This is a genomic window from Achromobacter deleyi (genome assembly GCF_016127315.1).
Lineage (GTDB): Bacteria > Pseudomonadota > Gammaproteobacteria > Burkholderiales > Burkholderiaceae_B > Achromobacter > Achromobacter insuavis_A.
In genome coordinates, this window is the sequence record NZ_CP065997.1 from 5,662,733 (window position 1) to 5,687,749 (window position 25,017).

Below are 25,017 nucleotides of genomic sequence, written 5' to 3' on the forward strand. Positions count from 1 at the left end.
CGCGGGTTGGGCTTGCCGACAAGGCATCAAGCGCCGATGCGGCGCTGCTCGACGCCCAGGTCGCGCCAGGCCTCGCCATGGCAGGTGAACATCAGGATCTGGTGGCGCGTGGCGGCATCGAACAGCGCGCGCTTCATCAGGTCGCGGCGGCCGTCGTCGGTGTGCACCAGGGCATCATCGAGCAGCAGCAACGTCGGCCGGCCGGCCTCGCGCAGCAGGTCGGCGTAGGCAAAGCGCGCCAGGATGCCCAGCTGTTCGCGCGTGCCGAAGCTGAGCGCGTCCAGTGGATCCTCGCCACCCGTGCGTTGCAGGGCCGCGGGCAGCAGCGCCTCGTCCAGGCGCAGCGCGGAATCGGGGAACAGCAGCGCCAGGTAGTGGCTCAGGCGGCGCGCCAGCGGCGCCTGCAGGCGCTGCGTGGCGGCGTCGCGCTTGCCGGCCAGCAAGGTGGACAGCAGTTCCAGCGCCTGGGCGCGGCGCTGGAATTCGTCTCGGCGGCGTTGCAGGCGTTCGCAGGCGGCCTCGGCTTCGGACAGGCGTTCGCCCAGGCCCTGCGCGCCGGCTTGTTCCAGCTTGCCCAGCAACTGCTGGATCTCGCTGTGGCGCTTGTGCTGGGCGTCGCGCTCGATGGCGGCGGATTTCTCGTAGCGCTGCGCGTCCTGTTCCAGCAGTTCCGGACGCAGCGCCTCCAGCGCGGCCTGCGCCTGATGCAGGCGCTGCTCGAGCAGGTCGTGGCCACTGCGGGCTTCGGCCAGCCGGCCGGCGCGCGCCTGGCGCTGCGCCGCGCGTTCGGGCGATTGCAGATCGGCGCCGCGCGTGGCGGCCTGGGTGTCGAGCAATTGGGCACGGGCGTTGTCGGTATCCAGCGCGCGCTGGGCCGCCGCCAGGGCCTGTTCGGCTTGCGCCGCGCTGGCTTCGGCAACGCGCAGCGCCTGGCGCGCGGCGGGCGCATCGACGTCGCCCGCCTCGGCCGCTGGCGGCAGCAATGCCAACCGTTCGGCCAGTTGCGCGCGCCGCGCCTGGGCTTCGTTGCGTTGCCCGCGCAACGCGTCCACGCCCTTGGGCGCGTGGATCGCCAGCGTCTTGCGCATGGCTTCCAGTTCGCGCTGCAAGTCGATGCCGCGCGCGTGGCGTTCCTCGGCCTCGGCCACGTGGGCCACGCCCAGGCGCGACAGCAAGGCGGCGCTGGCCGCCTGCATCTCGGCCAGTTCGCGCTTGAGCGCCGGCAGGTCCTGGCCGCCCGGCTCGATGCGCAGGCGGCCCAGGCCGGGCAATTCCAGTTCAGCCGCGGCGGTCAGCAGCAACTCGCCGCTGCCGGCCAGCGTCGCGCCGTCCAGCCGGGCCTCGCGGCCCGCGTCCAGCGCGTACGACAGGCGCGTCGCAATGGCCTGCTGACGCAGTTGCAGGTCACCCAGCGCGCGTTCGCTCTTGCGCAAGGCCTGGATGTCGGCATCGGCGATCTCGATGCGCACCGCCTCGGCCTTCAAGGTCGAGCCCTGCTCGATCAGGCGGGTGGCTTCTTCGAGCGCGCCGTCCAGGCGTTCGATGTCGCGCGCCAGCTGGTCGAGCTGGTGTTCGAGGTCGCGGCGGTCGGCCACCGCCTGCATCGCCGCGACCCGCTGGCGCGCCTGCTCGGCGGCGGCAACATGCGTGTCGCGCTGATTGCGGGCGCGGGCCAGCGGCGCCTGCGCCTCCTGGACCGCGGCGCGGGCGGCCTGCGCCTGCGCCACCAGGGCCTGCAATTCGGCTTCGTCCTGCTGGTCGCGGCGCACCTGTTCCTGCAGCACCGCGAGGGTCTGCGCCGCCTGGCGCTGCTCGCGTTGCAGTGCCTCGAAGGCCTCGCGTTCCTTGGCCACGGCCGCGAGCCGGGCACGCGCCTCGGCGGCGCGGGCCTCGAAATCCTTCCAGGGCTGGCCGGCTTCGGCGCGCGCGTGTTCGGCGCGCAGCGCCGCCAGCCGGTCGACGTCGGCGTCGAGCTGGGCCTTGGCCTGGGCGCATTGATCGCGTTCGGCCTGGGCGGCGGCGAGCGCGTCCTCGGCGTCCTTGTAGATGCCCTTGGGGCGGCCGTTGCGCGCGTCCAGCAAGGTGGCGCGCTCGGCGGCCACGCGCTCGTAGAGCCGGTCGCCGTCGCCGGAGGCCAGCTCGCCCGACAATTGCGTCAGGGCCTCGCGCAGGTGCCCGCCGGCGTGGCCGGCGGCGGTTTGCAGGTTCTGGCCGTCGCCCTGCTGGATCCACAGCAGGCCCGGCACGCCGGCCAGGTCGGGCTTGCTCTGGCCGCGCGCGGCCAGCTCGAAACCCAGCAGCGCGGCCAGCGCGTTCTCGGCTTCCTCGCCGTCGAGCCGCTGCGCGCCGTCGTCGATCAGCAGCTCGCAGCGGGCCCGCGACAGGAAGTGCTTTTTCAGTTGGTAATCATGGCCGGCATGGCTGAAGGCAAGCTCGACGCCAGGCCGGGCGCCGCTCTCGCCGCGCGGCGCCAGATCCGACACGGTGCGGGTGCTGTAGCGCTCCAGGAACGCGGCGCGGATGGCCGCGGCCACGGTGCTCTTGCCGGCTTCGTTGGGACCGACGAACAGGTTCAGGCCATCCTGCAGGCCATCCAGCACCAGAGGCTGGCGGAACTTGCGGAATTCTTCGAGGGCGATGCGCGTGAGCTTCATTGTGCGCCTCCCGCGGCCGCGCCTTCGCGCTGGAACCGCAGCAGCAGCCTCAGGGCCTCGCCGGCCACCGCCGCCTGATCGGGGTCGGCCTGCATGGCCTGCAATTGCGTGGCCACTTCGCCGACGTAGCCGCTGGCGCCCAGTTGCGCCAGGTCGGCCTCGTCGGGTTCGAGCAGCAGGCCGGAGAAGTCCGGCAGCACCGCCCTCGCCTGCGCCGCCGCCTGGTCCACGGCGCGTTGCAGCGCCTCCCAGGTCGGCACGTTGACGTGGCCCAGGAGTTCCAGCCGCAGCACGTCTTCGGCGCGCAGCGCCGCCAGGCGTTCGGCCAGCGCCTGGGCGTCGGTCGGCAGGCTCAGGGTTTCGGTCCAGGCCGACCAGCGGTACTTGCCGGTGGCCACGCGCTCTACCTGCGGCGTCGCGCCCGGCGCGGCGATGCGCACGTCCAGCGCGTAACCGGGTTCGTTGCCGCGAAAGCGGTCCTGCTCGGGCGTGCCGGCGTACCAGGTGCGTTCGTCGATCGACAGGCAGCCATGCCAGTCGCCCAGCGCCAGGTAGTCGAGCCGCGCGCGGGCGGCGCGGTCGGGCGCGATGGGGTTGGTGGCGTCGATGGTGTCGGGCAGGCGGCCGGCCACGCTGCCATGGGCCAGGCCCACGCGGATGCGGCCGGGCCCGGATTCCAGGGCGTCGAAGGCCTGGGTGACGTCGTCGTAGGTATGGCGCTGGGTCAGCGGCGCGGCCAGCACCGCGAGGTTCTGCGCCGCCAGGTCGACCACGCCGGTACGTAGCGGCACCTGCACGTTGGGCGGAATGCAGCCCAGTTGCGCCGCGCGGCTCCAGACGCTGTCGGCCAGCGCCGCGTCGTGGTTGCCGGCGATCATGACCCAGGGGCCGGCGTAGGCGGCCAGCGCGGCGAACAGGCGGCGGATGGTGCGGTCGGACACGGCCTGGGTGTCGAACACGTCGCCGGCCACCAGCACCGCGTCGACCTGGCGCTCGGCCGCCAGCGCCGCGATGCGCGCGACGACATCGAAGCGGGCCTCGGCCAGCAAGGCGGCGTCATCGGTTTCGAACTGGCCGTACTGACGGCCGATCTGCCAATCGGCGGTATGCAGGAAATGGGTCATGCCGGGATTGTAGAGGCCGGCGCTCATCGATACGACCCTCGGCATGCCGCAAGGTGTCGCAGGAATATCCCAGGCACGCCCCGGAGGAACAACGGCCCGGCCGGCATTGTGCGCCGGGCGGGCCGTCGGGACGCCGGCTTATGGCCGGCGCCGGGGGAAAGAGGCGCGGGGAACGGGCCGGAGAATCAGGCGCCCTTGCCGTCCAGCACCAGCGGCCGTTCGGCCGGGGCGTGGCGGTCGTAGCGCGACAGCGCCAGGCCGTCGGTGCGGATCTGCGGCCGCTGGCCCAGGACCTGGTCGGCCACCAGCTTGCCGGAGCCGCAGGCCATGGTCCAGCCCAGCGTGCCGTGGCCGGTGTTCAGGAACAGGTTGCCATAGCGGGTCGGGCCGACCACCGGCGTGCTGTCCGGCGTCATCGGGCGCAGGCCGGTCCAGAACTCGGCACGGGCCACGTCGCCGCTGCCGGGGAACAGGTCGTTGACCACCAGCTCCAGCGTCTTGCGGCGCGCGTCCTTCAGGCGCAGGTCGAAGCCCGACAGTTCGGCCATGCCGCCGACGCGGATGCGGTCGTCGAAGCGGGTGACGGCGATCTTGTAGGTTTCGTCCAGGATGGTCGAGACCGGCGCGGCGGCCTCGTCCTTCATCGGAATGGTCAGCGAGTAGCCCTTGACCGGGTACACCGGCAGGTCCAGGCCGAGCGGCTCCAGGAAGCCGCGGGTGTAGCTGCCGAAGGCGGCGACATAGCGGTCGGCGGTCAAAACCTCGTTGCCGACGCGCACGCCGGTCACCTGGCCACCGGCGGTGTTCAGCCCGGTCACCGGCTGGTTGTAGCGGAACTCCACGCCCAGCGCCGCGGCCATTTCGGCCAGGCGGGTGGTGAACAGGCGGCAATCGCCGGTCTCGTCGTTGGGCAGGCGCAGGCCGCCGGCCAGCTTGTGCAGCGAACGCGCCAGCGCCGGCTCGGCGCTCACCAGGCGGTTGCGGTCCAGCAGCTCGTAGGGCACGCCCACTTCTTCCAGCACCGCGATGTCGCGGCGCGCGGCGTCCATCTGGGCCTCGGTGCGGAACAGCTGCAGCGTGCCGCGGGCGCGCTCTTCATAATGGATGCCGGTGTCGGCGCGCAACTCGCGCAGGCAGTCGCGGCTATATTCAGCCAGGCGCAGCATGCGTTCCTTGTTGACCGCGTAGCGCTCGGCCGAACAGTTGGCCAGCATCGCCGCCATCCACTTCAACTGGTACAGGCTGCCGTCCAGGCGGATCGCCAGCGGCGCGTGCTTCTTGAACAGCCACTTGATGGCTTTCAGCGGGATGCCGGGCGCGGCCCAGGGCGTGGAATAGCCCGGCGACACCTGGCCGGCGTTGGCGTAGCTGGTCTCCTGGGCGGCGCCGGGCTGGCGGTCCAGCACCGTCACTTTCGCGCCCTGGCGGGCCAGGTAGTAGGCGGTGGTGGTACCGATGACGCCGCTGCCGAGGACGATCACATGCATGATTCTTTCCGAAGTTTGGATTTGGTCAGGAATTTCGGTAGTCTATGAGCCTCATCACAGTGAAAATCACTGAAGATTTTTATTCGGCAGTGGTTTTTCCCGGCAAGCCATTCTTTTTCAACCACCAGAAGTGAAATGCGCGACCTCGACCGTATCGACCTGAAAATCCTGGATATCCTGCAGCGGGAAGGCCGTATTTCCGTCACGGAACTGGCCGAGCGCATCAGCCTGTCGGCCACGCCCTGCTCCGACCGGATCAAGCGCATGGAACGCGAGGGCGTGATCTCCGGTTACCATGCGCGCGTCAATCCGGCGGCGCTCGGCAAGAACCTGCTGGTGTTCCTGGAGATCAAGCTCTCGGCCAAGTCGGGCGACGTGTTCGACAAGGTCAAGAAAGAGCTGCTGTACGTGCCCGAGGTGATGGAATGCCACCTGGTGTCGGGCGATTTCGATTACCTGGTCAAGGCCCGCCTGACCGAGATGAATGAATACCGCCGTCTTCTTGGCGAAATCCTCAAACGCCTGCCCGCGTCGGCCGAATCGCGCAGCTACGTCGTGATGGAGGAAATCAAGGAGACCCTGTACCTGCCCGTCGACCGGTAGCGATTCGCGGCACTTGTTACCGGACCCCGCGCCGCCTGCTGCTATGCTGGCGGCCCTTCCGGTCCGCGCGCCACGCCGGACCCGACCCTGATTTCCTGGCTTTACGACTATGACCCGTCTCTACAAGTACTTCTTCCGCGGCCTGATCACCGTCCTGCCGCTGGCGTTGACGATCTACCTGCTCTATATCTTCCTGGCCTGGACCGAGGCAGTGGCGCTGACCTTCCTGCGTCCCTTCATCGGCGGCTTCTACTTCCCCGGCCTGGGGCTGCTGCTCGGCATCCTGGGCATCCTGGCGATCGGCTACCTGGTGTCCAAGGAACGCGTCAAGCGCGTGATGGTGCTGCTGGAAATGCCGTTCACCAACCTGCCGGTGGTCAAGAGCATCTATTCGTCGCTCAAGAGCTTCGCCGACTACTTCTCGCCCAGCTCCAAGGCCACTGCACAGCAGGTCGTGATCCTGCGCATCCCGGGCCAGCAGCTGGAACTGGTCGGCCTGGTGACGCGCCGCAACCTGGAAGGCCTGCCGGAAGGCTTCACGCAGGGCGACCGGGTCGCCGTCTACCTGCCGATGGGCTATATGATCGGGGGCTATACCGTGTTCGTGCCGCAGGAATGGGTGCAGCCGATCCAGATGTCGGTCGAGGAAGCCATGCGCTCGTCGCTGATCGCCTGGATGGCGCGCGCCGAGTCCGGCAACGGCCGCCCCGTCGCGCCCGTGGACATCCCGCCCGCACCGCCCGCGCCGCCGGCCCCGCCCGCCGGCGGCAACGTCCCCGGCGGCCAGGCCTGAACCGCCCGATCCCTATTGCATACCCGTTCGCGCCATGCCCATCATCGAATTCACGCTTGCCGAAGGCAGCCCCTTTATTGAAGTCAACCAGCTGCTCAAGGCCACCGGCGTCTGCGACAGCGGCGGCGCCGGCAAGATGCTGGTGGCCGAAGGCCACGTGAGCGTGGGCGGCGTGGTCGAAAGCCGCAAGACCGCCAAGATCCGTCCCGGCCAGATCGTCACCTGTGGCGACGTGCGTATCGTGGTGCGCGCGTCATGAAGTTCAAGATGTCGCAGAACTCCATCTTCGCGGTGCTGCTGCGCTCGCCGTGGTGGATGAGCGCCGGCGTGGCGCTGCTGCTGTCGGTGGGCGGGTTCGCCGCGCTGCCGCTGGAGTACGCGGCCATGGGCGTGTTCGCCGCGGTGCCGTTCGCTGTGATCGCCATCATGGCGGCCTACAAGCAGTTGCGCGCGCCGTCGGGCGCCCGCGTCGACGCCGTGGCGCAGGCCGCCGCGGCCATGTCGTGGCAACAATTCGCCGCCACGGTCGAGGCCGGCTTTCGCCGCGATGGCTGCGAGGTCGAACGGCTGCCAGGCCCCGGCGCCGATTTCGCCCTGACCAAGGACGGCCACGTCGCCATGGTCAGCGCCAAGCGCTGGAAGGCCGCGCGGGTCGGCGTCGAGCCGCTGCGTGAACTGCAGGCGGCGCGCGAAAAGCGCGGCGCGCGCGAAGCCATCTACATCGCGCTGGGCGAGGTGTCCGACAACGCGCTGCAATATGCCCGCGCCGAGGGCGTGTCGCTGATGACGGCGCCGGAATTGGCCAAGCTGCTGCGCGACCTGAAGCCCTGACCGCTGGCGCCGGGGCCTGATACCCGGCGCCGCGCCATCCCGCCCCGGACGCGGCGCCCGAGCCGCGCCTTCCGCACCCGGAGAACTTGCCGCATGATCTACCGCCTGCTGGCCGATGCCGTCCTGATCCTGCACGGCCTGTTCGTCGCCTTCGTGGTGTTCGGCGGCCTGCTGGCGCTGTGGCGCTGGCGCCTGGCCTACCTGCACCTGCCGGCGCTGGCCTGGGGCGCGATGGTCATCGGCATGGGCTGGATCTGCCCGCTCACCCCGCTGGAAGTCTCGCTGCGCCAGCAGGCCGGGCAGCAGGGCTACGCCGGCGGCTTCATCGAACACTACGTGCTGGCGGTGATCTACCCCGACGGCCTGACGCGCGGCGTCCAGATCCTGCTGGCGGTCGCGCTGGTGACCGGCAACCTGCTGGTGTACGGCCTCTGGGCGCGGCGGCGCTTGCAGGCCCGGCAGGCTCGCGCCACCGTCGGATTATGAGATAATCAGTATCAATTCTCATTACAATCTCCTTGCAGCGATGTGCCCGGCCCACCCGGCCCACGGCCCGTCCGCCCCCTTTGCCCGTCTCGCCGTGCTCGAGCGCTACTACCGCGAACTGCTCAACTTCTGCAACCGGACCATCAGGAATTCGGATGCGGCGGCGGACGCCGTGCAGGAAACCTACGCCCGCGTGCTGTCCGCGCAGCAGGGCGAGCGCGAACTGACCGAACCGCGCGCCCTGCTCTACCGCACGGCGCGCAATCTGCTGACCGACCAGTACCGCCGCAACGTCGTGCGCGGCCAGGGCCAGCCGCGCGACGGCGACTCCGACGAGATTGCGCTGGAAGACATCGCCGCGCCGGCCGCCAGCCAGCCCGAGACGGCGGCGATGTCGGCGCAGGCGGTGGACGCCCTGCTCGCGGTGATCACCGCGCTACCGCCGCGCTGCCGCCAGGCGTTCGTGATGCATCGTTTCGACGGCCTGTCCCACGGCGACATTGCCGAACGGATGGGCATTTCGCGGAAAATGGTGGAACAGCACATCAAGGTGGCGATGCAGGCCTGCCGCCGCGCCAAGTCCGAATGGGACGTGCGCGCCGGCGTGGCCACCGCCTCGCCGCCCAGCCACGAACCCCTGCCGCCATGAACATGAACCCCGCGCCGCCCGCACCGGCCGATGCCGCGGCCGACGCCGCCGCACTGGACTGGCTGGTGCGCCGCAAGGACCGGCCCGACGCCGCCACCGAAACCGCGTTTCGCGCCTGGCTGGCGGCCTCGCCCTTGCACGCCGAGGCCTACGCCCGCTGGCAGGCCGACTGGTCGATGCTCGACGCCGTGCCCGACACCGCGCGCGCCGCGCTGCGCGCCCTGGACGCCGCCCCGGCGACGTCCGCGGCGCGGGCAGGACGGCGCGCGCCTGTCCCGCGCCCGGCCTGGTGGCGCCTGGCGCCGGTGGCGCTGGCTCTCTGTGCGGCGCTGTTGTGGCTGGCCATGACGCTGGCCCCGGCCACGCCCCAGTACCGCGCGCAATACGCCACCGCCCCCGGCGAACAGCAGGCCATCGTGCTGCCCGACGGCAGCCGCCTGACGCTCGATTCGGCCACCCGCGTCGAGATCGCGTTCTATCCCCAACGGCGCGAAGTCGTGATGGCCGAAGGCCAGGCCATGTTCGAGGTCCATCCCGATCGCGCGCGCCCCTTCGACGTGATCTCCGACCAGGTCCGCGTGCGCGTCGTCGGCACGCGCTTCAACGTCCGCCACACCCCGTCGGTGCCGGGGTACGCCGGGCTGCAGGTGGAGGTGGCCGCCGGCCACGTGCGCGTCGGCCCCGAACACCCGGCCGGCTGGTGGCAGTTCTGGCTGCCCGACAGCCGCCGCTACGCCGCCGACCTGACCGCCGGCCAGCGCCTGGCGGTCAACGCCGCCGGCATGCCCGGGCGCGTGACGCCGATCGACGCGGCCGCCGTGGCGCCCTGGCTCGAACACCGCCTGGCCTTCGACAACGCCCCGCTGGGCCAGGTGCTGGCCGAGTTCGGCCGCTACGGCCATCCGGTGCCCGCGCTGCCCGATCCGCGCGTGGCGGCCTTGCGGCTGACGGGCAGTTTCGACAGCCGCAATCCGGCCGGCTTCTACCGCATCCTGCCGCAGGCCCTGCCGGTGCGGGTGGACACCCGCGTCCAACCGCCCAGCATCGACAGCGCCCAATGAGCGGCGCCGACATAGGGTTTTTCGAGGCTGCCGCGTCTACATGAGAAATGTATCCATTCTCATGCTCAGACGAGGACTTGCATGCTACACCCCCGCTTCACTGTCGCGCCCCTGACCCTGGCGCTCTGGCTGGCGCTGGCCAGCCCGGCGCAGGCCCAGACGCCCGCGGCCGCCGTCCGCATCCAGGCCACCCTGCCGGCCCAGCCCCTGGGCCAGTCGCTCAACGCGCTGGCGCGCCAGGCCGGCCTGGACCTGATCGCCGGCGGCGCCATGGTGCAGGGCCTGACCGCGCCCGCCGTGTCCGGCAACCTGACGGTGCAGGAAGCCTTTGAACGGGTGCTGGCGGGCAGCGGCCTGACCGCGCGCATCGACGGCGGCGCCGTGGTGGTGTCGCGCGAGACCGCCCAACCGGTGCAGCAGCTGGAGCAGATCACCGTCACGGGCAGCGAGGAAACCGCCACCAGCCCGGTCTATGGCGCCGTCGCGCGCCGCACCTCCACCGGCATCAAGACCGACAGCGACCTGCTGGAGACGCCTCAGTCGGTATCCGTGGTGACGCGCGACCAGATCGAATTGCAGGGCGCCACCGGTATCGACGAATCGCTGCGCTATACCTCGGGCGTGGTGGCCGCCGCCTACGGCCAGGACCCGCGCGGGGACTGGATCCGGGTGCGCGGCTTCGCCCCCGCCAAATACCTCGACGGGCTGCCGCTGCCGGACGGTTCCTGGACCGCCAACACCCGCTACGAGCCCTACGCGCTCGAGCGCATCGAAGTCCTGAAGGGACCGTCCTCGGTGATGTATGGCGCCCTGCCGCCCAGCGGCTTCATCAATGCCGTGAGCAAGCGGCCGCAGGCCGAGGCCGCGCGCGAGCTGGGCCTGTCCTATGGCACCGACGACCGCAAGGAACTGACCGGCGACTTCACCGGCCCGCTGACCGAGGACGGCAAGCTGCTGTACCGCGTGGTCGGCCTGGCGCGCGACAGCGGCACGCCCAGCCACTACGGCTACGACCGGCGCTACCTGCTGGCGCCGTCGCTGACCTGGAACCCCAGCGCCGACACCAGCCTGACGGTGCTGGCCATGCTGCAGGGCGCGCGCTCGCGCGGCTGGGGCGGCTTCCTGCCGGCCCAGGGCACCCTGCTGCCCAACCCCAACGGCAAGATCCGCCCCAGCTTCTATGGCGGCGAGCCCGGCTTCGACCGCTACGAAAAGAACACCCAGTCGCTCGGCTACCTGTTCGCGCACCGCGTCAACGGTCAGCTCACCCTGCGCCAGAACGCGCGCATGAACTGGACCGACGTGGACCATCCGTCGGTGGGCCTGCTGGGCTTCGCGCCCGGCAGCCTGACCACCCTGAACCGCTACACCTACACGCCGCGCGAGAACTCGCGCATGTTCTCGATCGACAACCAGGCCGAGTACAAGCTCGACACCGGCCCGCTGTCGCACACCTTCCTGGCCGGCTTCGACTACAAGCGCTCGCGCAACGACTACGCGGTGGGCATGGGTTTTGACGCGCCCACGCTAGACGCCTTCAACCCGGTCTACGGCAGCGCGCCGATCAAGAAGCCCGACGACACCCAGCACACGCTGCAGGTGCAGCAGCAGATGGGCGTCTACCTGCAGGACCAGATCCGTTGGGGCGGTTGGGTCGGCACCCTGTCCGGGCGCCACGACTGGGTCGACACCAAGACCCGTGACCTGCTGGCCAACACCCGCACCGACCAGCAGGACCGCAAGTGGTCCGGCCGCGTGGGCCTGAACTACCTGTTCGAGTCGGGCGTGTCGCCGTACGTCTCGTACGCCACCTCGTTCGAACCGGCGATCGGCCGCACCTATTCGGGCACGCCGTTCGTGCCGGTGACCGGCTCGCAGGTGGAGGCCGGCATCAAGTACCGGCCGCCCAACAGCGAATCGCTGTACACGCTGGCGGTGTTCGACCTGCGCCAGAAGAACGTGCTGGTCACGGACGTCAACGCGCCCGTGTTCGGCTACGAGATCCAGCAGGGCGAGATCCGCTCGCGCGGCGTCGAGCTGGAAGCCCGCGCCCAGGTGACCAGCGGCGTCACCGTGATCGGCAGCTATACCTACACCGACGCCAAGGTCGAGCAGTCCACCGATCCCGCCACGCTCGGCAAGCAGGTGCAATCGCAGCCGCGCCACCAGGCGGCGCTGTGGGTGGATTACCGTTTCCCGCAGGACATCGCGCCGGGCTTCGGCCTGGGCGGCGGCGTGCGCTACACCGGCAGCAGCTACGGCGATTCGGCCAACCTGTGGAAGAGCGGCTCGAACACGCTGGTGGACGCGCAGGCGCACTACACGCGCGGCAACTGGCGCCTGCTGCTGACGGTGAACAACCTGTTCGACAAGGAATACATCACCGCCTGCAACAGCATCACCTGGTGCTACTACGGCTATGGTCGCTCGGTGAACCTGACCGCCCGCTACGCCTGGTAACGGTGGCGCAAGGCGCGGCCCTGCGCGCGGCGGTCCGCCGCGCCGGGCCGCGGGCGGCCGCCAGACGCCCGGTATAGTGACGGTCCAGACCTACCGGACACGCGCATGAGCTTCCTCGACAAACTGCTGGCCAGAAAGGCCGCGCCGACCCCCGGCGCCACCGATGCCCCCTCGCCCGCCACGGCCCCCGCCGCCCAGGCCGAGGCGCCGGCCACGGAAGCCCCGATCCGCGCCTACGACGCCTACGGCCGCGAAATCTTCGTGCCGCGCGACCAGTGGCGCGACAACGTGCTGGCCGGCGCCATCGAGCGCCACTGGGACGACGCCGACTCCCTGTCCGGCCTGATCGTCCAGTCGCTCGGCGACGGCTTCATCGATGAAATGGTCAGGCCCGTGGACCGCCTGGTCGAACTGCAACCCGGCGCCGAACGCGGCGTGGTGCTGCAGGCCATCGTCTACATGAAGACCGGCCGCCTGGACGAGGCCGAGCGCGCGCTGCGCGGCTTCATCGGCCAGCATGGCGAAACCGGCGTGGTGCTGACCAACCTGGCCAAGATCCAGGACGAGCGCGGCGACGAGCCCGCCGCCGTGGAAACGCTGTGGCGCGCGCTGGAACTGGACCCCAACCAGGAAAACGGCCTGGGCTGGTATGAAGCCATCCACCGCGAACACGGCGGCGATGCGGCCGGCGTGGCCGCCATGCGCAAGGTCGCCGCGCTGCCCGGCAGCTGGCGCGCGCAACTGTGGCTGGCGCACGGCGAACTGGGCTCGCACAACCTGTCGGGCGCGCTCGCGATGTACCTGGAAGCGCTGGCGCGCGCCGGCACGCCCACGCCCGCCGACCTGCTGGCGCAGATGAGCGGCGACCTGGGCAACGCCGGCGCGATCGAGCCGATCGTCGAACTGGCCGGGCCGCGCTTCGATGCGGCAAGCCACGGCATCCAGGTCGGCAACAACCTGATCCGCGCCTACGTCGAACTGGGCCGGCCCGGCGAGGCCCGCGCCATCCTCGACCAGCTCTACGCGCAACAGCGCCCCGACTGGAAGGACAACCTGGCCTATTGGGACACCGAACTGGCGCGCGCCGCCCTGGGCGACGGCGCGGCCGAGCCGGCGCAGATGCGGCTGGCCATGCTGCTGGGCCGCGGCCCGGTCTGGCTGACGCCCGATTCGCCCGCGGCGGCGCTGTTCACACCGGTGACGCCCGATCGTCCGCTGGTGTCGCTCCTGGGCGGCTCGGCCGAGATCGGCGCCGCGCCCGAGCGCGCCGAGCGGCAACTGGCCGACGCCACCGGCCGCCTGAGCCGCGCCCTGCCGCTGTACTTCAACGAGCAGTTGGCGCTGCGCTGCGGCCTGCGCACGCAGACGCTGGTGCCGTGGCTGACCGAACCGCATCCCGGCTTCCTGCTGAGCGGCGCGGCCTGGGACGACGCCGATGCCATCGGCTACGCGCAGCAGTGCGAGGCGCAAAGCGACTACGTGGTGATCTCGCACCTGGTCACCACCGCCGAGCCGTGGCGCGCCGAGGTGCGCGTGGTGCGCACCGAAGACGCCGAGTGCGTCGGCGCCCTGTCGGCCGAATTCCCGATGGCCGACCCGACCGCCGCGATCCAGCGCCTGACGGAAGAGTTGGTGGCGCTGGTGGGCCGCGCCACCGCCCAGCCGCCGCTGGCGACGCCGGCCAACTACACGGTGCCGGACGGCGCGGCCTTCCCGTATTACCTGCTGCGCCTGGAACAGCTGCTGGCGGTACGCTGCAACGGCGCCAACCCGGAGCAGCCGGGCCAGCTCAACGGCGAACGCGAGATCCTCGACGGCAACCTGCGCCAGTGCCTGGACTTCCCAAAGAGCGTCAACGCGCGCCTGCTGCTGGCGCAGACCGTGCGCGCCATGAAGAGGGTGCGGCCCGACGTGGTGGCCGAATTCGAGGAAAAGATCGCGCGGCTGCAACGCGAGCAGCCGCTGGCGGGACCGGCGCAAGCTGCGGTGCAGGCGTTGCTGGACTGAGGGCTCGCCGACGCCCGCGTGGGCGGCCACTGCCGGCGCCGGCTTACAGGGCGCGCGCGATCACCAGCCGCTGGATGTCGCTGGTGCCTTCGTAGATCTGGCACACGCGCACGTCGCGGTAGATGCGCCCCACCGGGAAGTCAGCCAGGTAGCCGTAGCCGCCCAGCGTCTGGATCGCGGCCGAGCAGACCTTCTCGGCCATCTCGGAGGCGAACAGCTTGGCCATCGAGGCCTCGGTCAGCGCCGGCCTGCCAGCCTCGCGCAACGCCGCCGCGTGCAGCACCATCTGCCGCGCCGCGTGGATCTGGGTGGCCATGTCGGCCAGCCGAAACGACACCGCCTGATGCTCCATGATGGGCTTGCCGAAGGCCTGGCGGTCGCGCGCATAGTCGCGCGCGCACTCGAACGCGGCGCGCGCCATGCCGACCGACTGCGAGGCGATGCCGATGCGGCCGCCCTCCAGGTTCGACAGCGCGATCTTGTAGCCCTCGCCCTCTTCGCCCAGCCGCCACGCGGCGGGAATGCGCATGTCCTCGAAGGCGATCTGGCAGGTGTCCGACAGATGCTGGCCGAGCTTGTCCTCGACCCGCACCACCTCGTAGCCCGGGGTGTCAGTCGGCACGATGAAGGCCGAGATGCCGCGCTTGCCGGCCTGCGGATCGGTCACCGCGAACACGATCACCAGCTGCCCGGTGCGGCCCGAGGTGATGAACTGCTTGGCGCCGTTGAGCACGTAGTGGTCGCCGTCGCGCACCGCGCGGGTGCGCAGGCTGCTGGCGTCGGAACCGGCCTGCGGTTCGGTCAGGGCGAAGCCGCCGATGTGCGCGCCGCTGGCCAGCGGCCGCAGGAACTGGTCCTTTTGCGCGTCGGTGCCGTACTTCAAAATCGGCATGCAGGCGACCGAGTTGTGCACGCTCATGATGGTCGAGCAGGCGCCGTTGCCGGCCGCGATTTCTTCCAGCGCCACGGCGTACGACAGGTAGCCGCTGGCGTTGCCGTCCCATTCCTCCGGCACCAGCATGCCGAAGAAACCGAGGTCGGCCATCTCGCGGATGGCGTCGGCCGGATAGTGGTGCTCGCGGTCCCAGCGTTCGGAATTCGGCGCCAGGCGTTCCTGCGCGAAACGGCGCGCCATGTCCTGCACGCTGAGCTGTTCTTCGGTCAATAGCATGTTCGATGTCTCCTGGTCGGGCAGTGCCGGACTGGCGCGGGTGGACGCCGTCCGTGTTCTCTTGCGCGGGCCGGCCGCCCGGGATGCGGGCGCGGCACGATTGCGAGGATACACCGGGGCAGCGCCCGCTAGCGCTCCGTGCAGTGCGGATGCAGCTTGAGCCGTCGGTGGAAGTCCTGCGCCAGCTGGTCCATGCGGATCGTGGCGAAGCGCTCCAGCAGCAGCCGGCGCGACTCGGCCATCGCGCCCTCGAGCCCGGCGTTGACGGCCTGCTCCACCAGGCACTTCGGTTCGCTCTGGTCCAGCCCCAAGGCGAAGATCGGCGGCTCGCCCAGCGCCTGGTAGACGTCCAGCAGGGTCAGCTCGGACAACGGGCGCGTCAGCACCCAGCCGCCGCCGTGGCCTTTTTCCGATTGCACGTAGCCGCGCTCGCGCAGGCCGGACATCATGCGCCGCACCACCACGGGATTGGTGTTGAGCATCTTGCCGATGGTCTCGGAGGTCAGCGGCGCATCCTGCTCCGCCATGTGCAGCAGCACGTGCAGCATGCGGGACAGGCGGTTATCGCTGCGCATGGAAAGACTCCTGGTTCATGGTTTGAAACATTATAAGTTGCATGAACGGACAGGATCGCCGTATCATGCAACTTCTAAAGTATCGAGAAATCCATGAAGCCCGAAAAACTGCTCTCCAGCTATGACGCCGTCATCATCGGCGGCAGCTTCGCCGGCCTCTCGGCCGCCATGCAACTGGCCCGCGCCCGCCGCCGCATCGCCCTGGTGGATGCCGGCCAGCCGCGCAACCGCTTCTCCACGCATTCCCACGGCTTCCTGGGCCAGGACGGCAAGACGCCGGCCGAGATCGTGGCCGTGGGCCGCGCCCAGCTGGCCGCCTACCGCACCGTGGATTTCATCGACGGCACCGCCGCCAGCGCCAGCGGCGAATCGGGACGCTTCAGCGTCGTCATGGAGGACGGCCGCGAACTGCGCGCCGCCCGCCTGATCCTGGCCATCGGCGTGCGCGACGAACTGCCCGCCCTGCCCGGCCTGCGCGAACGCTGGGGCCAGACGGTGCTGCATTGCCCGTACTGCCACGGCTATGAGGTGGCCGACCAGCCGCTGGGCGTGCTGGCCGCCCACCCCATGTCGTCGCATCAGGCCGCGCTGCTGCCCGATTGGGGCCCCACCACTTATTTCACGCAGGGCGAGTTCGAGCCGGATGCCGAACAGAGCGCGCTGCTGACCGCCCGCGGCGTGCGCATCGAGCGCACCCCGGTGACGCAATTGCTGGGCCCGGCGCCGCGCATCGACGCGGTGCAACTGGCCGACGGCCGCCGCCTGCTGGTCAATGCGCTGTTCGTCGCCAGCCGCGTGCACATGAGCAGCCCGCTGGCGATGCAGCTGGGCTGCGCCTTCGATGAGGGGCCGCTGGGGCCGTACCTGCGCGTCGATGATTTCAAGCAGACCACGGTGCCCGGCGTCTACGCGGCGGGCGACGCCAGCACGGCGATGGGCAACGCCACCCTGGCCAGCGCCGCGGGCGTCATGGCCGGCGTCGGCGTGCACCAGTCGCTGGTGCAGGATGATCCCGCCAAATGCCGGCGGGCGCAGGACGGCAGGCCCGTCTAGGCGAGCGCGCGGACCGCGCCGCGACGGCGGCCGCCGGCCGCGCGGCGTCCGGGCGCATGGCCGCCGTTCAGGTGCATTGCCACAGATGCGCGCTGACGCGGCAATGCCCGCACCAGAAGCTGTAGTTGCAGCCGCCGCTGCCCCACATCCAGTCGCCGCCGTCCGCCTGCGGCAGGTCGGAATCCAGCTGCATCGCGAACGACATGCGCCGCTCGCAGTCCGGGCAGGCGGGGTATTCGGCGGACTGCACCCAGCTGGGCGGCCCGCCGACGCGGCTCAGGTTCTGGCGGCCGTTGGACTCGCCCCAGTCCTGCCAGGCCCAGCGCGCCGGCGCCTGGAACAAGGCCACGTCGGCCTCGCGCAGCGGTTCGGCGGGAAACTCCGGCGTCACCGGCTCGGCCTGGCGCTGCGACGGATGCGCCTGCGGCGCGCCGTCGCCGTCGTGGCGGAAGAAGAGGATCGGGCCGTCCTGTTCCCACCCCTGGCAGGACAGGCAGGTGGCCAGCGTCAGCGGCGTTGGGCAATCGATGCCGGCCAGCACGGGCTGGGGCAGCGTCAAGAGGCGATGCAGCGGCCCGTGGCACAGGCCGCAGGTGGCCGCGAGCGTGCCGCCCATGTGGCCCTGCGCGACGGCAGGCGCGGCCTCGGCCCCCGGGAAACCCCAGCTGGGATGCAGGCGCTGGATCTCGCGCCGCCACTCGGGTTGCGAGGCGGCCATCTGCTTGCGCTGCGCCGCGTCGAAGCGGATGTGCAGGGGTCGCTCGCCGTGCAGCGCACGCGCCTGGCCGCCTTCGTCGGCATAGCCCACTTCCATCAGCCAATAGATGGCGTCGGGATCCACGCCTCCCGCGAAGGCCTGGCGCCAGACGCGCAGCACCGTCTCCGGCTGCCGCGAGTGCAACACGGCGCGGGCGCGCAATGAATCCGGCGAATCGCCTTCGATCCGTGGCGGCAATTGCGCCAGCCATGCTCGCGCCGTTTCGGCATCGAGCGCGCGCCAGGCGTGGTCGGCATTGAAGCGCGGCCCGCCCGCGCCGGCCTCAACGGCCGCCAGCAACGCCGGCCAGGCGCCGGCGAACAGCCCGGGCCACTGCACCGCCGCCGAATCCAGCACCTCGGCCAGCGCCTTGGCGGTCTCGCCGTCCCGCGCGCGCCGCCACACCCGCCGCAGGGTCTCGGCGTAGGTGACGTCGTCCATCAGGTCCAGCGCGGCGTCGATGAAGGTGGCGTGCTCCAGCCCGCGATCCAGGAACAGCGTGACCAGTTCTCCCAACGCCGCCGGATCGTCGCGGCGCAATCGCAGCACCTGGCCCATCGGATCATTGTTCTTCCAGCCCAGCCGCGCGTAGGCGTCGACGATCTGCGCGGGCGACAGCGCGGCCGGCGCGCCCGTATCGCGGGCTTGCGTCATGCCGGCTCCTTGCGGCCGGCGCTGGCGAATTTCTTCCAGTCCTCGTTGTCCACCAGAGTCGAGCGGAACACGCGCAGCTTCTCGCAGCCCTTGATCGACTTCAGCACCTTCTTGACCTGGTCGCAGACGGTGGCCGGCAGCCATGGGCTGAGCGTGACGCGCTTGATGGTCGCCGGCGCCACCGGGATGCGCAGCACCGGCGTGTCGCGCGTCCTGCGGCAGACGAACAGGCGAAACTCCTTTTCGTCGCGAAAGGCGTGGCGCTTGAGGAACGGCAGGTCGGCCTCGGCCGGCGGCTGCTCGCGCAGCGACTTGATGGTGCGGTACTGCACCGTCTCGGCCCGCAGGTCGGGCACGCCGCGCAGTTGCTCCACCAGCTTTTCCTTGTCGAACTCGATGCAGACCCCGCCGCTGCCGTTCGAGAACACGCGCCAGTGGTGATAGGTCTCGGAGGCCTCGGCCATGCACAGCGCGTAGATGCCGAGCAGGCGCTTGGCGCGCGCGTATTCCTCGATGTAGAACGAGTCGTTGCGGTCGTCCCACGCCTTCGGATTGAGCAGCGCCAGCTCGCCCGTCTGCAGGTAGTCGATCAGGTAGGGAAGCTCGGTGTATCTGCGCAACGAGGTGGCCAAGGCGGTGCTCCGGTGTGTGCCCAGCCGCCAGTCTACCCGCATCGCCGCCGGCACGACGTTACACTGGCCCGTTACCCAAAGGAGGCTCCATGCAGCAGAATAATGGCGAAGCAAGACAGGCTCCCCGGCGCCACGCGCCCACCAGCAAGCGGTTCTGGTACATCGTCCTGGCAGGCACGCTGGTCACCCTCAGCTATGACCTCCTGCCGCTGCTGCGCGGCCAGCTCTCGCCGCTGGTGAAGCTGATCCTGCCCGGGCTGCTGCTGGCCGGGCTGTACCGTGGCAGCGAATGGGCGCGCTGGCTGCTGATGGTATCGCTGCTGGGATTCGGCGTGCTGGTCATGTACCTGACAACCTCGCTGATGCCCTACTCGATCGACATCTGGCTGCACCGCTTTGTGTGCAGCGTCTCCATGGTGGCGACGGGGTTGTACCTGGCGCTGGCCAAGAAAGACTTCGCGCATTACTGCAATTACGTCGCGCTGCGCGACGGGCCGAAGGCGGCGGCCAGGCGGCGGGCCGAACAGGCTAGCCGCCAGAACTCCGCGCGCTAACGGGCGGCGGCCTTCAAGACGGCCGTCATCGAAGGCCGGCTTGCCCGGCGCCGCTCAGCGCAGCGTCGCCTTGAAGAACGCGACCACCGCCGCGTTGAATTCACGGTGCCACGCCGCCCGGTCGAAACCCGCCGCATCGCGGCAAATCGCCGGCGCGGCCTCGGTCAGCGCGGCCGAGCACGGCGCCAGGAAGGCGAAATGGCCGGCGCCGGCGACCTGGTGGAACTCGGGCGCCGGCAATCCCTGGCGCACCGCCTCGACGCTGGCCGGCGTGACACCGTCACCGCCCTGTTCCGAGGCCCATAGCTGCACCGGGATCGACACCGCCTTGAGCGCATCGGCGCTGAAGGCGTTGAGCGGGTCGGCGATGACCATGGCCTGGATGCGCGCATCCTTCACGTACGGCTGCGCCGGCGCCTTGCCGTCGCGGATGTCGCGGCACATCGGCAGCGTGGGCTCGTCGGCGCAGAGGCCCAGGCCCTGCTTGAAGTCCGGCGTCGCGCCCGCCAGCACCAGCCCCGTGTAGCCGCCGCGCGAAAACCCGAAGAAGCCGATCGCGCCGTCCAGCCGCGCCCGCTGCGGCCACGCGCCGGTCAGGTAGTCGATCAGCCGCCGGATCTCGCGCGGCCGGGTCGAGAAGATCGACAGATAGCCCTGCCGCGAGCGGTCCACCGCGTTGTCGCCGACGTGGTTGATCGCCGCCACCACGAAGCCCGCGTCCGCCAGCGCCGCGGCGGTGTCGTGATGCCCCAGGTACGAGCCGGCCGATCCGTGCGACATGACGATGAGCGGCCTGGGTCCGTCAGGCATCGGGCAGTCCGGCGTCGCCGCCAGGGTGACGCGGCCGATGACGACGTCCTGCGCGGGCGCGGCGCACGGATACCAGATGCCGCCCTGCAACGCCGGGCCGTTCATGTCCATGGGCAGATTGAGCCGCTGGAAGCCGGCCGCGTGCGCGGCGCCGGTGGCGAGCAATGACAGGGCGAAGCAGGCGCGCAGGAAAGGCTTGATCATGGAATCGAAGGACGGTGGTGCGGGCGGGGCCCAGGCAGGAAAAGATGACGGTATCGCGACGGCAACGCGATCGATATTGTCATTTTAATGTTCGCGAACTGTCGATCGCGGCCGCGCAGACTTCGAATCGCCCTGCAACCGAAGGCCCGCCCTTCGACCGCACGGCGCCATTCGAGTTTTCCAGCCTACGGAGTGTCATCCATGAAAAAACAATTCGCCGCCGCGGCCGCCATGGCGCTGTCCGGCGCGGCGTCCGCGCAAACCTCGGTCACGCTCTACGGCCTGATCGACACGGGCATCGGCTACGCCAACGTCGACGGCAGCTACACCGACCCGGCCACCGGCCGCCGCAGCAGCATCGACAACAGCCGCATCGGCACGACCACCGGCACCACGGCCGGCTCGCGCTGGGGCCTGCGCGGCAAGGAGGACCTGGGCGACGGCCTGTACGCCGTATTCCAGCTGGAGTCGGGTTTCGACAGCCGCAACGGCAGTTCGCTGCAGAGCGGCCGCCTGTTCGGCCGCGAAGCCACCGTCGGCCTCGGCAGCGCCGACTGGGGCGAGGTCCGCCTGGGTCGCCAGTACAACGTCGCCACGCGCTATTTCGGCGGCATGCTCGGGCCAACTTTCGGCGGCGGCTTCAACCAGCTGAACACCGGCGGCGGCCTGGGCTTCAGCTCGGCCTACTTCCCGCGCTACGACAACCTGGTGGTGTACGAGACGCCGTCGATGGGCGGTTTCAGGGCCGCGGTCGGCTACGCCTTCAACATCGACGACCAGAAGACGGCCCAGTCCGGCTTCGCCACCGCCGACAACACCCGCGCCATCACCGCCGGCCTGCGCTACGACAACGGCCCGCTGATGGGCTTTGCCACCTACGACCAGCTCAACGCCTCCAACAAGCTGGCCCAGGGCCAGGTCGACGCCACGCCGCGTTCGTACATCGTGGGCGGTTCGTATGACTTCGAGGTCGTCAAGGTGGCGCTGGCGTACAACCGCCTCACCGACGGCTGGTTCGCCGGCAAGAGCCTGCCCGGTGGCAGCGGCATCGGCGCCTTCACGGGCACGCCGTCCTACGCGTTCTCGAAGGGCTTCCGGTCCAACTCCTACATGCTGGCGCTGGCGGCGCCGGTCGGCAAATCGGGCGGCGCCTTCGCGTCTTGGCAGCGGGCGGACGCCAACAGCAAGCAGCTGACCGGCGGCGATGCGGCCAGCAACACCTATAGCCTGGGCTACAACTACAACCTGTCCAAGCGCACGGATCTATACGCGGTGGCGTCCTATACGACGAACTGGGCCTTCCTGGACAACGCCAAGGCGACCGAGGTGAACCTGGGAATCCGCCACCGCTTCTGACCGCCGGCGGCGCGATCCCCTTTGCGCAAGATCCCGTTGATGACGCCCGCCTCCGCGAAGGGATGGGTGGTATGTCGCCGCGCGCTGCCGGGCTTGCCCGAAGGCGCGCGTTTTTTTCCCGCCTCGATACGGGCCCGCGATGCCCGGCAGCCCTCGGGCAGCCGCCAGCAGGAGGCCGCTTCAGGCCGCCGCGTCAGGCCCCTGGATCATCTTCCAGCCATTGCCGGCGGGATCCCGGAACCCCGCATCGATGCTGCCGTACCGTTCGACCGGTTCCTGCGTGAACTCCACGCCCAGCGCCAGCAAGCGGGCATGGCTGGCGCGGCAGTCGGCCACCGCCAGCACCAGCGGCGGCATCGCGCCCTTGGCGACCATGGCGCGCAAGGTCTGCGCCGTGGCTTCGTCATGAACCGGCGGCCCGGGCCGGAACAGGCCCAGCTGGAACGACGGCTGCTCCGGGTGCTGGACGGTCAGCCAGCGGTACGGGCCGTTGCCCACGTCCGTTTGGACGCGAAAGCCGAGCTTGTCGACGTAGAACCGCAGCGCCTCGTCCTGGTCGTCCACATAGACGCCGACGACATTGATGCCTGCACTCATGACCACTCCTTGGATACGTTGTTTGGCGACCCAACGCGGGTCGATCAGCGCACTCTATCCTTGCCCTGGCGCCGGCGCTTCTCCAAAACTGCGATGGTCAGGTCGGGCCGCGACGCGGCCTTGACCACGCAGGCGGGCACCAGCCCCAGCCCGTCCATGCCGGCCCGCGCCGCCTCGCGCATGGCGCCGGGGCTGCGGCCCGTGATGTCGTGGAAAATGCGGCCGAAGGTGCCCAGGCTTTCCCAGCCGGTCGCGTAGGCGATCTCGGTGATGGCCAGGTCCGTGTCGCGCAGCAGCGCGACGGCCTGCTCGATGCGCCGCGTCAACAGGTAGCGGTGCGGCGGCAGGCCGAAGGCCCGCTTGAAGGAGCGCGCGAAATACGCGGCGGACACGCCGCTGACCTCGGCCAGCCGCGCCACCGGCCACGCCTCGTGCGAGGCAGCGTCCATGCGGTCCTTGGCGCGCAGCAGGCGGCGCAGCAAGGCCGGATCCTGCAAAGGTTCCTCGACGGCCCGCGCCGGCGGGAAGGCGCGCGGGCGCGGCATCCTAGACTTCCTCGATCACCGCTGTGGGCGCGAACGGCGTGCCCAGGCCCAGCGCGCGATAGATCCGTTCCAGGATGCGCTGGCGCCGCGTCGGCCGGCCCATGCGCCAACGCGTATCCAGGAACAGCAGCGGCAGCGCGACACACAGCCATGCCGCCAGCAGAAACGCGAACACCACGGCCGCCAGCTCCGGCGCCGTCTCGCGGCTGGACGGCGAGCTGGAAGTCGCCAGCACCGCCACCACCACCAGCCAGCACACCAGCAGCAACACGGCCAGCAGCGTCAACAGCGGCACGCGCTGCTTCAGGCCCACGCCCACCGGCGCGATGTCGGTGAAGGCGCTGCGGAAGTAGTGATGGCAGACATAGACGCGCTCGTCTTCCCGGTTGCGCAGGCCGTAGACCAGCTGGTCCGGCCCGGCGCCGCTGAGCTGGCCGGCGTAGGCGGCCAGCTCCACCTGGTCGCCCTCGGCCAGGAATGGCATTGCATCGCCGAAGTTCTCGGCGACATACATGACGAAACGGCGCGCGCCCACCTGGAAGCGGTAGATGCCATAGGCGGGCGCGGTGCGCATCGAGGGCCTGGCCTCGTGCGTCAGGCCAGCCAGGGCGCCGCGCACCAGCAGGATCTCGGGCGCCGCGTCGGTGATCAGCGTCTCGCCCTCGCCCCGCGCAGGGTCGGCCGGCGGCGAGGCCGGCGGGGCGGCCGCCGCGACGGGCGTCTTCAGGAGTTCGCGGTAAAGCGCCTCGCTGCGCAGGATCGCCGCCCGGTGCAGGCGGTTGTGCCACAAGCCGTACAACGAGAACCCCGCCAGCAGCACGGCGACCAGGGCCACCGTCAGCGCCAGCACCAGGCCCAGCACCTGCGCGAAGGACGACAGATCGAGCAGCCAGGCCAACGCCCCTGCCGCCGCCGCGACCGCCAGGCTGATGCCGATGCCGCGCCAGGCGCGGCGCCGCTGATCGACGTAGTAGCGCGGCGGCACGCCCCGCCCCTGCCCCGCATTCAGCCAGGAAAAATGGCGCAAGCCGCCCGCGCCGCCCTCGATCACGCCGACGCGCACCGGCGTGGCCTGCAACGCCAATCCCCGCAGCGTGCGGATATCGGCCGGGTCTTCGAAGGCGCCGTTGACCGGCACGCCGTTCACCCGCAGGAACACCTGGCCGCGCACCCGCGGCACCGCCTCCCGGAACTTGTCGATGCGGCCTTCGATCGTGGCGGCCACCGTGTTCGTGCTCTTGGACATGCGTGCTGGCGGGCCGCGACGAGCGCGGCCGGTACTGGAAAGCGCCCAGCATACCGCAGGCCCTGCCGCGCCCAGTAGGAGCCCGCGCTTTCATGGTTTTTTTGCATCAACCCGGCAATTAATTGCACTTCACAGCGCAACAGCCACGGCGGGAAAATGCCCTGGCGATCAGGCGTGGCCGCCAGCGCCTGCCGCGCTGCCCGCCTTCCCGCGGCGCCGCGCGTAACGACAAGGAGCCCGATCATGAACATCGCCCTGGAACGCCTGGCGCGCCAGCTCGACCTGGATGCGCCCGGCAACGAACGGTTGCGCCTGGCCTTCGGCCACGCCTGTACCCAGCGCGTCGAGCATCTGCTGGAGGAACCGCGGGCGCTGGACTGCCTGGCCGTGCTGGGCCGCTATCTCGATGGCGCCTGTGACGCCGAAGAACTGGCGCGGGCCGCCGCCCTCGCGGCGGCGCTGGCCAATCATCATCCCGGTTCGACCTCCATCGATGGCTGCGGCCATGCCGCGGTGTCGGCCACCTATGCCGTCGCCAGCGCCTTGGCCGGCAAGGCGCTGCGGGCGGCCGAGTACGCGGCCTACGCCGCCGTCTATGGCCAGGGCGGCTACGGCGCGGTGTCGGATCCGGCCTCGTTCGACATCGAGCACGCCTGGCAGGCGGACTGCCTGGCGCGGTGCGCGTTGCCGGCCTGAAGCGCCGCGCCA

24 protein-coding genes are annotated in these 25,017 nt (G+C 70.4%); 13 read left to right on the forward strand and 11 right to left on the reverse strand.

Features of this window, described 5'->3' with window-relative positions:
• Window positions 1-26 precede the first annotated feature (26 nt).
• From I6I07_RS25420 to I6I07_RS25430, 3 genes are all read right to left on the reverse strand, one after another.
• Window positions 27-2,654, reverse strand: coding sequence for an AAA family ATPase (locus I6I07_RS25420; RefSeq protein WP_198484211.1), 2,628 nt, complete (start codon window positions 2,652-2,654; stop codon window positions 27-29).
• Window positions 2,651-3,778: a metallophosphoesterase family protein gene (locus I6I07_RS25425; protein ID WP_198487670.1), complete on the reverse strand. Its 1,128-nt coding sequence runs from the start codon at window positions 3,776-3,778 to the stop codon at window positions 2,651-2,653. The genes I6I07_RS25420 and I6I07_RS25425 overlap by 4 nt, the downstream gene beginning before the upstream one ends.
• 185 nt (window positions 3,779-3,963) lie before the next feature.
• Window positions 3,964-5,265 carry a D-amino acid dehydrogenase gene (locus I6I07_RS25430; protein WP_198484212.1) on the reverse strand — a complete coding sequence of 434 codons (1,302 nt, stop codon included), beginning with the start codon at window positions 5,263-5,265 and terminating at the stop codon, window positions 3,964-3,966.
• Window positions 5,266-5,400: 135 nt separating this feature from the next.
• Here I6I07_RS25430 and I6I07_RS25435 point away from each other — a divergent pair, with 135 nt between their 5' ends.
• The 9 genes from I6I07_RS25435 (at window position 5,401) to I6I07_RS25475 (ending at window position 14,155) form a co-directional block, all read left to right on the forward strand.
• Window positions 5,401-5,868, forward strand: coding sequence for a winged helix-turn-helix transcriptional regulator (locus tag I6I07_RS25435; protein ID WP_198484213.1), 468 nt, complete (start codon window positions 5,401-5,403; stop codon window positions 5,866-5,868).
• Between the two features lie 109 nt (window positions 5,869-5,977).
• Window positions 5,978-6,661: a DUF502 domain-containing protein gene (locus I6I07_RS25440; RefSeq protein ID WP_198484214.1), complete on the forward strand. Its 684-nt coding sequence runs from the start codon at window positions 5,978-5,980 to the stop codon at window positions 6,659-6,661.
• Window positions 6,662-6,695: 34 nt separating this feature from the next.
• Window positions 6,696-6,920 (forward strand): RNA-binding S4 domain-containing protein, encoded by a 225-nt coding sequence (locus I6I07_RS25445; RefSeq protein ID WP_006394670.1) that lies wholly within the window; start codon window positions 6,696-6,698, stop codon window positions 6,918-6,920.
• Entirely contained in the window at window positions 6,917-7,492 is a 576-nt protein-coding gene (locus I6I07_RS25450; protein WP_198484215.1) for a restriction endonuclease, read from the forward strand. Before I6I07_RS25445 ends, I6I07_RS25450 begins: the two co-directional genes overlap by 4 nt.
• Window positions 7,493-7,585: 93 nt before the next feature.
• Window positions 7,586-7,978, forward strand: a complete 393-nt coding sequence (locus I6I07_RS25455; protein ID WP_198484216.1) for a DUF2784 domain-containing protein — start codon at window positions 7,586-7,588, stop codon at window positions 7,976-7,978.
• A gap of 40 nt (window positions 7,979-8,018) precedes the next feature.
• The gene (locus I6I07_RS25460) at window positions 8,019-8,627 is read left to right on the forward strand and encodes a sigma-70 family RNA polymerase sigma factor (RefSeq protein ID WP_198484217.1); all 609 of its coding nucleotides are present in this window, start codon (window positions 8,019-8,021) and stop codon (window positions 8,625-8,627) included.
• The gene (locus I6I07_RS25465) at window positions 8,624-9,688 is read left to right on the forward strand and encodes a FecR family protein (protein ID WP_198484218.1); all 1,065 of its coding nucleotides are present in this window, start codon (window positions 8,624-8,626) and stop codon (window positions 9,686-9,688) included. The genes I6I07_RS25460 and I6I07_RS25465 overlap by 4 nt, the downstream gene beginning before the upstream one ends.
• An 81-nt stretch (window positions 9,689-9,769) precedes the next feature.
• Entirely contained in the window at window positions 9,770-12,148 is a 2,379-nt protein-coding gene (locus I6I07_RS25470) for a TonB-dependent siderophore receptor (RefSeq protein ID WP_198484219.1), read from the forward strand.
• A 105-nt stretch (window positions 12,149-12,253) separates the two neighbouring features.
• A complete protein-coding gene (locus tag I6I07_RS25475) occupies window positions 12,254-14,155 on the forward strand; it encodes a tetratricopeptide repeat protein (protein WP_198484220.1) in 1,902 nt (633 codons plus the stop codon).
• Window positions 14,156-14,198: 43 nt separating this feature from the next.
• Here I6I07_RS25475 and I6I07_RS25480 read toward each other — a convergent pair whose 3' ends face one another.
• Both I6I07_RS25480 and I6I07_RS25485 read right to left on the reverse strand, forming a co-directional pair.
• Window positions 14,199-15,326 (reverse strand): acyl-CoA dehydrogenase family protein, encoded by a 1,128-nt coding sequence (locus I6I07_RS25480; RefSeq protein ID WP_198484221.1) that lies wholly within the window; start codon window positions 15,324-15,326, stop codon window positions 14,199-14,201.
• A gap of 128 nt (window positions 15,327-15,454) precedes the next feature.
• Complete coding sequence (locus tag I6I07_RS25485) at window positions 15,455-15,901, reverse strand: Rrf2 family transcriptional regulator (protein ID WP_006394665.1); 447 nt, start codon at window positions 15,899-15,901, stop codon at window positions 15,455-15,457.
• 93 nt (window positions 15,902-15,994) lie between these two features.
• Here I6I07_RS25485 and I6I07_RS25490 point away from each other — a divergent pair, with 93 nt between their 5' ends.
• On the forward strand, window positions 15,995-16,954 hold the full coding sequence (locus tag I6I07_RS25490; RefSeq protein ID WP_198484222.1) for an NAD(P)/FAD-dependent oxidoreductase: 960 nt from the start codon (window positions 15,995-15,997) through the stop codon (window positions 16,952-16,954).
• Between the two features lie 67 nt (window positions 16,955-17,021).
• On the opposite strand, the gene I6I07_RS25495 is transcribed toward I6I07_RS25490, so the two are convergent.
• Together I6I07_RS25495 and I6I07_RS25500 are read right to left on the reverse strand one after the other, a co-directional pair.
• Window positions 17,022-18,365 carry a hypothetical protein gene (locus tag I6I07_RS25495; protein WP_198484223.1) on the reverse strand — a complete coding sequence of 448 codons (1,344 nt, stop codon included), beginning with the start codon at window positions 18,363-18,365 and terminating at the stop codon, window positions 17,022-17,024.
• On the reverse strand, window positions 18,362-18,997 hold the full coding sequence (locus I6I07_RS25500) for a DUF2971 domain-containing protein (RefSeq protein ID WP_198484224.1): 636 nt from the start codon (window positions 18,995-18,997) through the stop codon (window positions 18,362-18,364). Before I6I07_RS25500 ends, I6I07_RS25495 begins: the two co-directional genes overlap by 4 nt.
• 89 nt (window positions 18,998-19,086) lie before the next feature.
• On the opposite strand from I6I07_RS25500, the gene I6I07_RS25505 reads away from it, so the two are divergent.
• On the forward strand, window positions 19,087-19,551 hold the full coding sequence (locus I6I07_RS25505) for a hypothetical protein (protein ID WP_198484225.1): 465 nt from the start codon (window positions 19,087-19,089) through the stop codon (window positions 19,549-19,551).
• A gap of 54 nt (window positions 19,552-19,605) precedes the next feature.
• On the opposite strand, the gene I6I07_RS25510 is transcribed toward I6I07_RS25505, so the two are convergent.
• Entirely contained in the window at window positions 19,606-20,565 is a 960-nt protein-coding gene (locus tag I6I07_RS25510; protein WP_198484226.1) for an alpha/beta hydrolase family protein, read from the reverse strand.
• A gap of 201 nt (window positions 20,566-20,766) precedes the next feature.
• Between I6I07_RS25510 and I6I07_RS25515 the strand changes: the two genes are divergently transcribed.
• Entirely contained in the window at window positions 20,767-21,921 is a 1,155-nt protein-coding gene (locus tag I6I07_RS25515) for a porin (RefSeq protein WP_198484227.1), read from the forward strand.
• Between the two features lie 180 nt (window positions 21,922-22,101).
• Here I6I07_RS25515 and I6I07_RS25520 read toward each other — a convergent pair whose 3' ends face one another.
• From I6I07_RS25520 to I6I07_RS25530, 3 genes are read right to left on the reverse strand one after another with little or no spacing between them, the layout of a single operon-like run.
• Entirely contained in the window at window positions 22,102-22,518 is a 417-nt protein-coding gene (locus I6I07_RS25520) for a VOC family protein (RefSeq protein WP_198484228.1), read from the reverse strand.
• 44 nt (window positions 22,519-22,562) lie between these two features.
• Window positions 22,563-23,063 (reverse strand): helix-turn-helix domain-containing protein, encoded by a 501-nt coding sequence (locus I6I07_RS25525; RefSeq protein WP_198484229.1) that lies wholly within the window; start codon window positions 23,061-23,063, stop codon window positions 22,563-22,565.
• 1 nt (window position 23,064) lies between these two features.
• Window positions 23,065-24,309: a hypothetical protein gene (locus I6I07_RS25530; protein ID WP_198484230.1), complete on the reverse strand. Its 1,245-nt coding sequence runs from the start codon at window positions 24,307-24,309 to the stop codon at window positions 23,065-23,067.
• A 243-nt stretch (window positions 24,310-24,552) separates the two neighbouring features.
• On the opposite strand from I6I07_RS25530, the gene I6I07_RS25535 reads away from it, so the two are divergent.
• Entirely contained in the window at window positions 24,553-25,005 is a 453-nt protein-coding gene (locus I6I07_RS25535) for a hypothetical protein (RefSeq protein ID WP_198484231.1), read from the forward strand.
• Window positions 25,006-25,017 lie beyond the last annotated feature (12 nt).

What these genes read in the sequence shown, in the direction of transcription:
- I6I07_RS25480 (WP_198484221.1), bottom strand. Translation starts at nt 15,326, where the DNA reads ATGCTATTGACCGAAGAACAGCTCAGCGTGCAGGACATGGCGCGCCGT.
- I6I07_RS25450 (WP_198484215.1), top strand. Translation starts at nt 6,917, where the DNA reads ATGAAGTTCAAGATGTCGCAGAACTCCATCTTCGCGGTGCTGCTGCGC.
- I6I07_RS25525 (WP_198484229.1), bottom strand. Translation starts at nt 23,063, where the DNA reads ATGCCGCGCCCGCGCGCCTTCCCGCCGGCGCGGGCCGTCGAGGAACCT.
- I6I07_RS25515 (WP_198484227.1), top strand. Translation starts at nt 20,767, where the DNA reads ATGAAAAAACAATTCGCCGCCGCGGCCGCCATGGCGCTGTCCGGCGCG.
- I6I07_RS25485 (WP_006394665.1), bottom strand. Translation starts at nt 15,901, where the DNA reads ATGCGCAGCGATAACCGCCTGTCCCGCATGCTGCACGTGCTGCTGCAC.
- I6I07_RS25430 (WP_198484212.1), bottom strand. Translation starts at nt 5,265, where the DNA reads ATGCATGTGATCGTCCTCGGCAGCGGCGTCATCGGTACCACCACCGCC.
- I6I07_RS25445 (WP_006394670.1), top strand. Translation starts at nt 6,696, where the DNA reads ATGCCCATCATCGAATTCACGCTTGCCGAAGGCAGCCCCTTTATTGAA.
- I6I07_RS25475 (WP_198484220.1), top strand. Translation starts at nt 12,254, where the DNA reads ATGAGCTTCCTCGACAAACTGCTGGCCAGAAAGGCCGCGCCGACCCCC.
- I6I07_RS25505 (WP_198484225.1), top strand. Translation starts at nt 19,087, where the DNA reads ATGCAGCAGAATAATGGCGAAGCAAGACAGGCTCCCCGGCGCCACGCG.
- I6I07_RS25420 (WP_198484211.1), bottom strand. Translation starts at nt 2,654, where the DNA reads ATGAAGCTCACGCGCATCGCCCTCGAAGAATTCCGCAAGTTCCGCCAG.
- I6I07_RS25520 (WP_198484228.1), bottom strand. Translation starts at nt 22,518, where the DNA reads ATGAGTGCAGGCATCAATGTCGTCGGCGTCTATGTGGACGACCAGGAC.
- I6I07_RS25530 (WP_198484230.1), bottom strand. Translation starts at nt 24,309, where the DNA reads ATGTCCAAGAGCACGAACACGGTGGCCGCCACGATCGAAGGCCGCATC.
- I6I07_RS25440 (WP_198484214.1), top strand. Translation starts at nt 5,978, where the DNA reads ATGACCCGTCTCTACAAGTACTTCTTCCGCGGCCTGATCACCGTCCTG.
- I6I07_RS25470 (WP_198484219.1), top strand. Translation starts at nt 9,770, where the DNA reads ATGCTACACCCCCGCTTCACTGTCGCGCCCCTGACCCTGGCGCTCTGG.
- I6I07_RS25425 (WP_198487670.1), bottom strand. Translation starts at nt 3,778, where the DNA reads ATGACCCATTTCCTGCATACCGCCGATTGGCAGATCGGCCGTCAGTAC.
- I6I07_RS25510 (WP_198484226.1), bottom strand. Translation starts at nt 20,565, where the DNA reads ATGATCAAGCCTTTCCTGCGCGCCTGCTTCGCCCTGTCATTGCTCGCC.
- I6I07_RS25460 (WP_198484217.1), top strand. Translation starts at nt 8,019, where the DNA reads ATGTGCCCGGCCCACCCGGCCCACGGCCCGTCCGCCCCCTTTGCCCGT.
- I6I07_RS25455 (WP_198484216.1), top strand. Translation starts at nt 7,586, where the DNA reads ATGATCTACCGCCTGCTGGCCGATGCCGTCCTGATCCTGCACGGCCTG.
- I6I07_RS25495 (WP_198484223.1), bottom strand. Translation starts at nt 18,365, where the DNA reads ATGACGCAAGCCCGCGATACGGGCGCGCCGGCCGCGCTGTCGCCCGCG.
- I6I07_RS25465 (WP_198484218.1), top strand. Translation starts at nt 8,624, where the DNA reads ATGAACATGAACCCCGCGCCGCCCGCACCGGCCGATGCCGCGGCCGAC.
- I6I07_RS25490 (WP_198484222.1), top strand. Translation starts at nt 15,995, where the DNA reads ATGAAGCCCGAAAAACTGCTCTCCAGCTATGACGCCGTCATCATCGGC.
- I6I07_RS25535 (WP_198484231.1), top strand. Translation starts at nt 24,553, where the DNA reads ATGAACATCGCCCTGGAACGCCTGGCGCGCCAGCTCGACCTGGATGCG.
- I6I07_RS25435 (WP_198484213.1), top strand. Translation starts at nt 5,401, where the DNA reads ATGCGCGACCTCGACCGTATCGACCTGAAAATCCTGGATATCCTGCAG.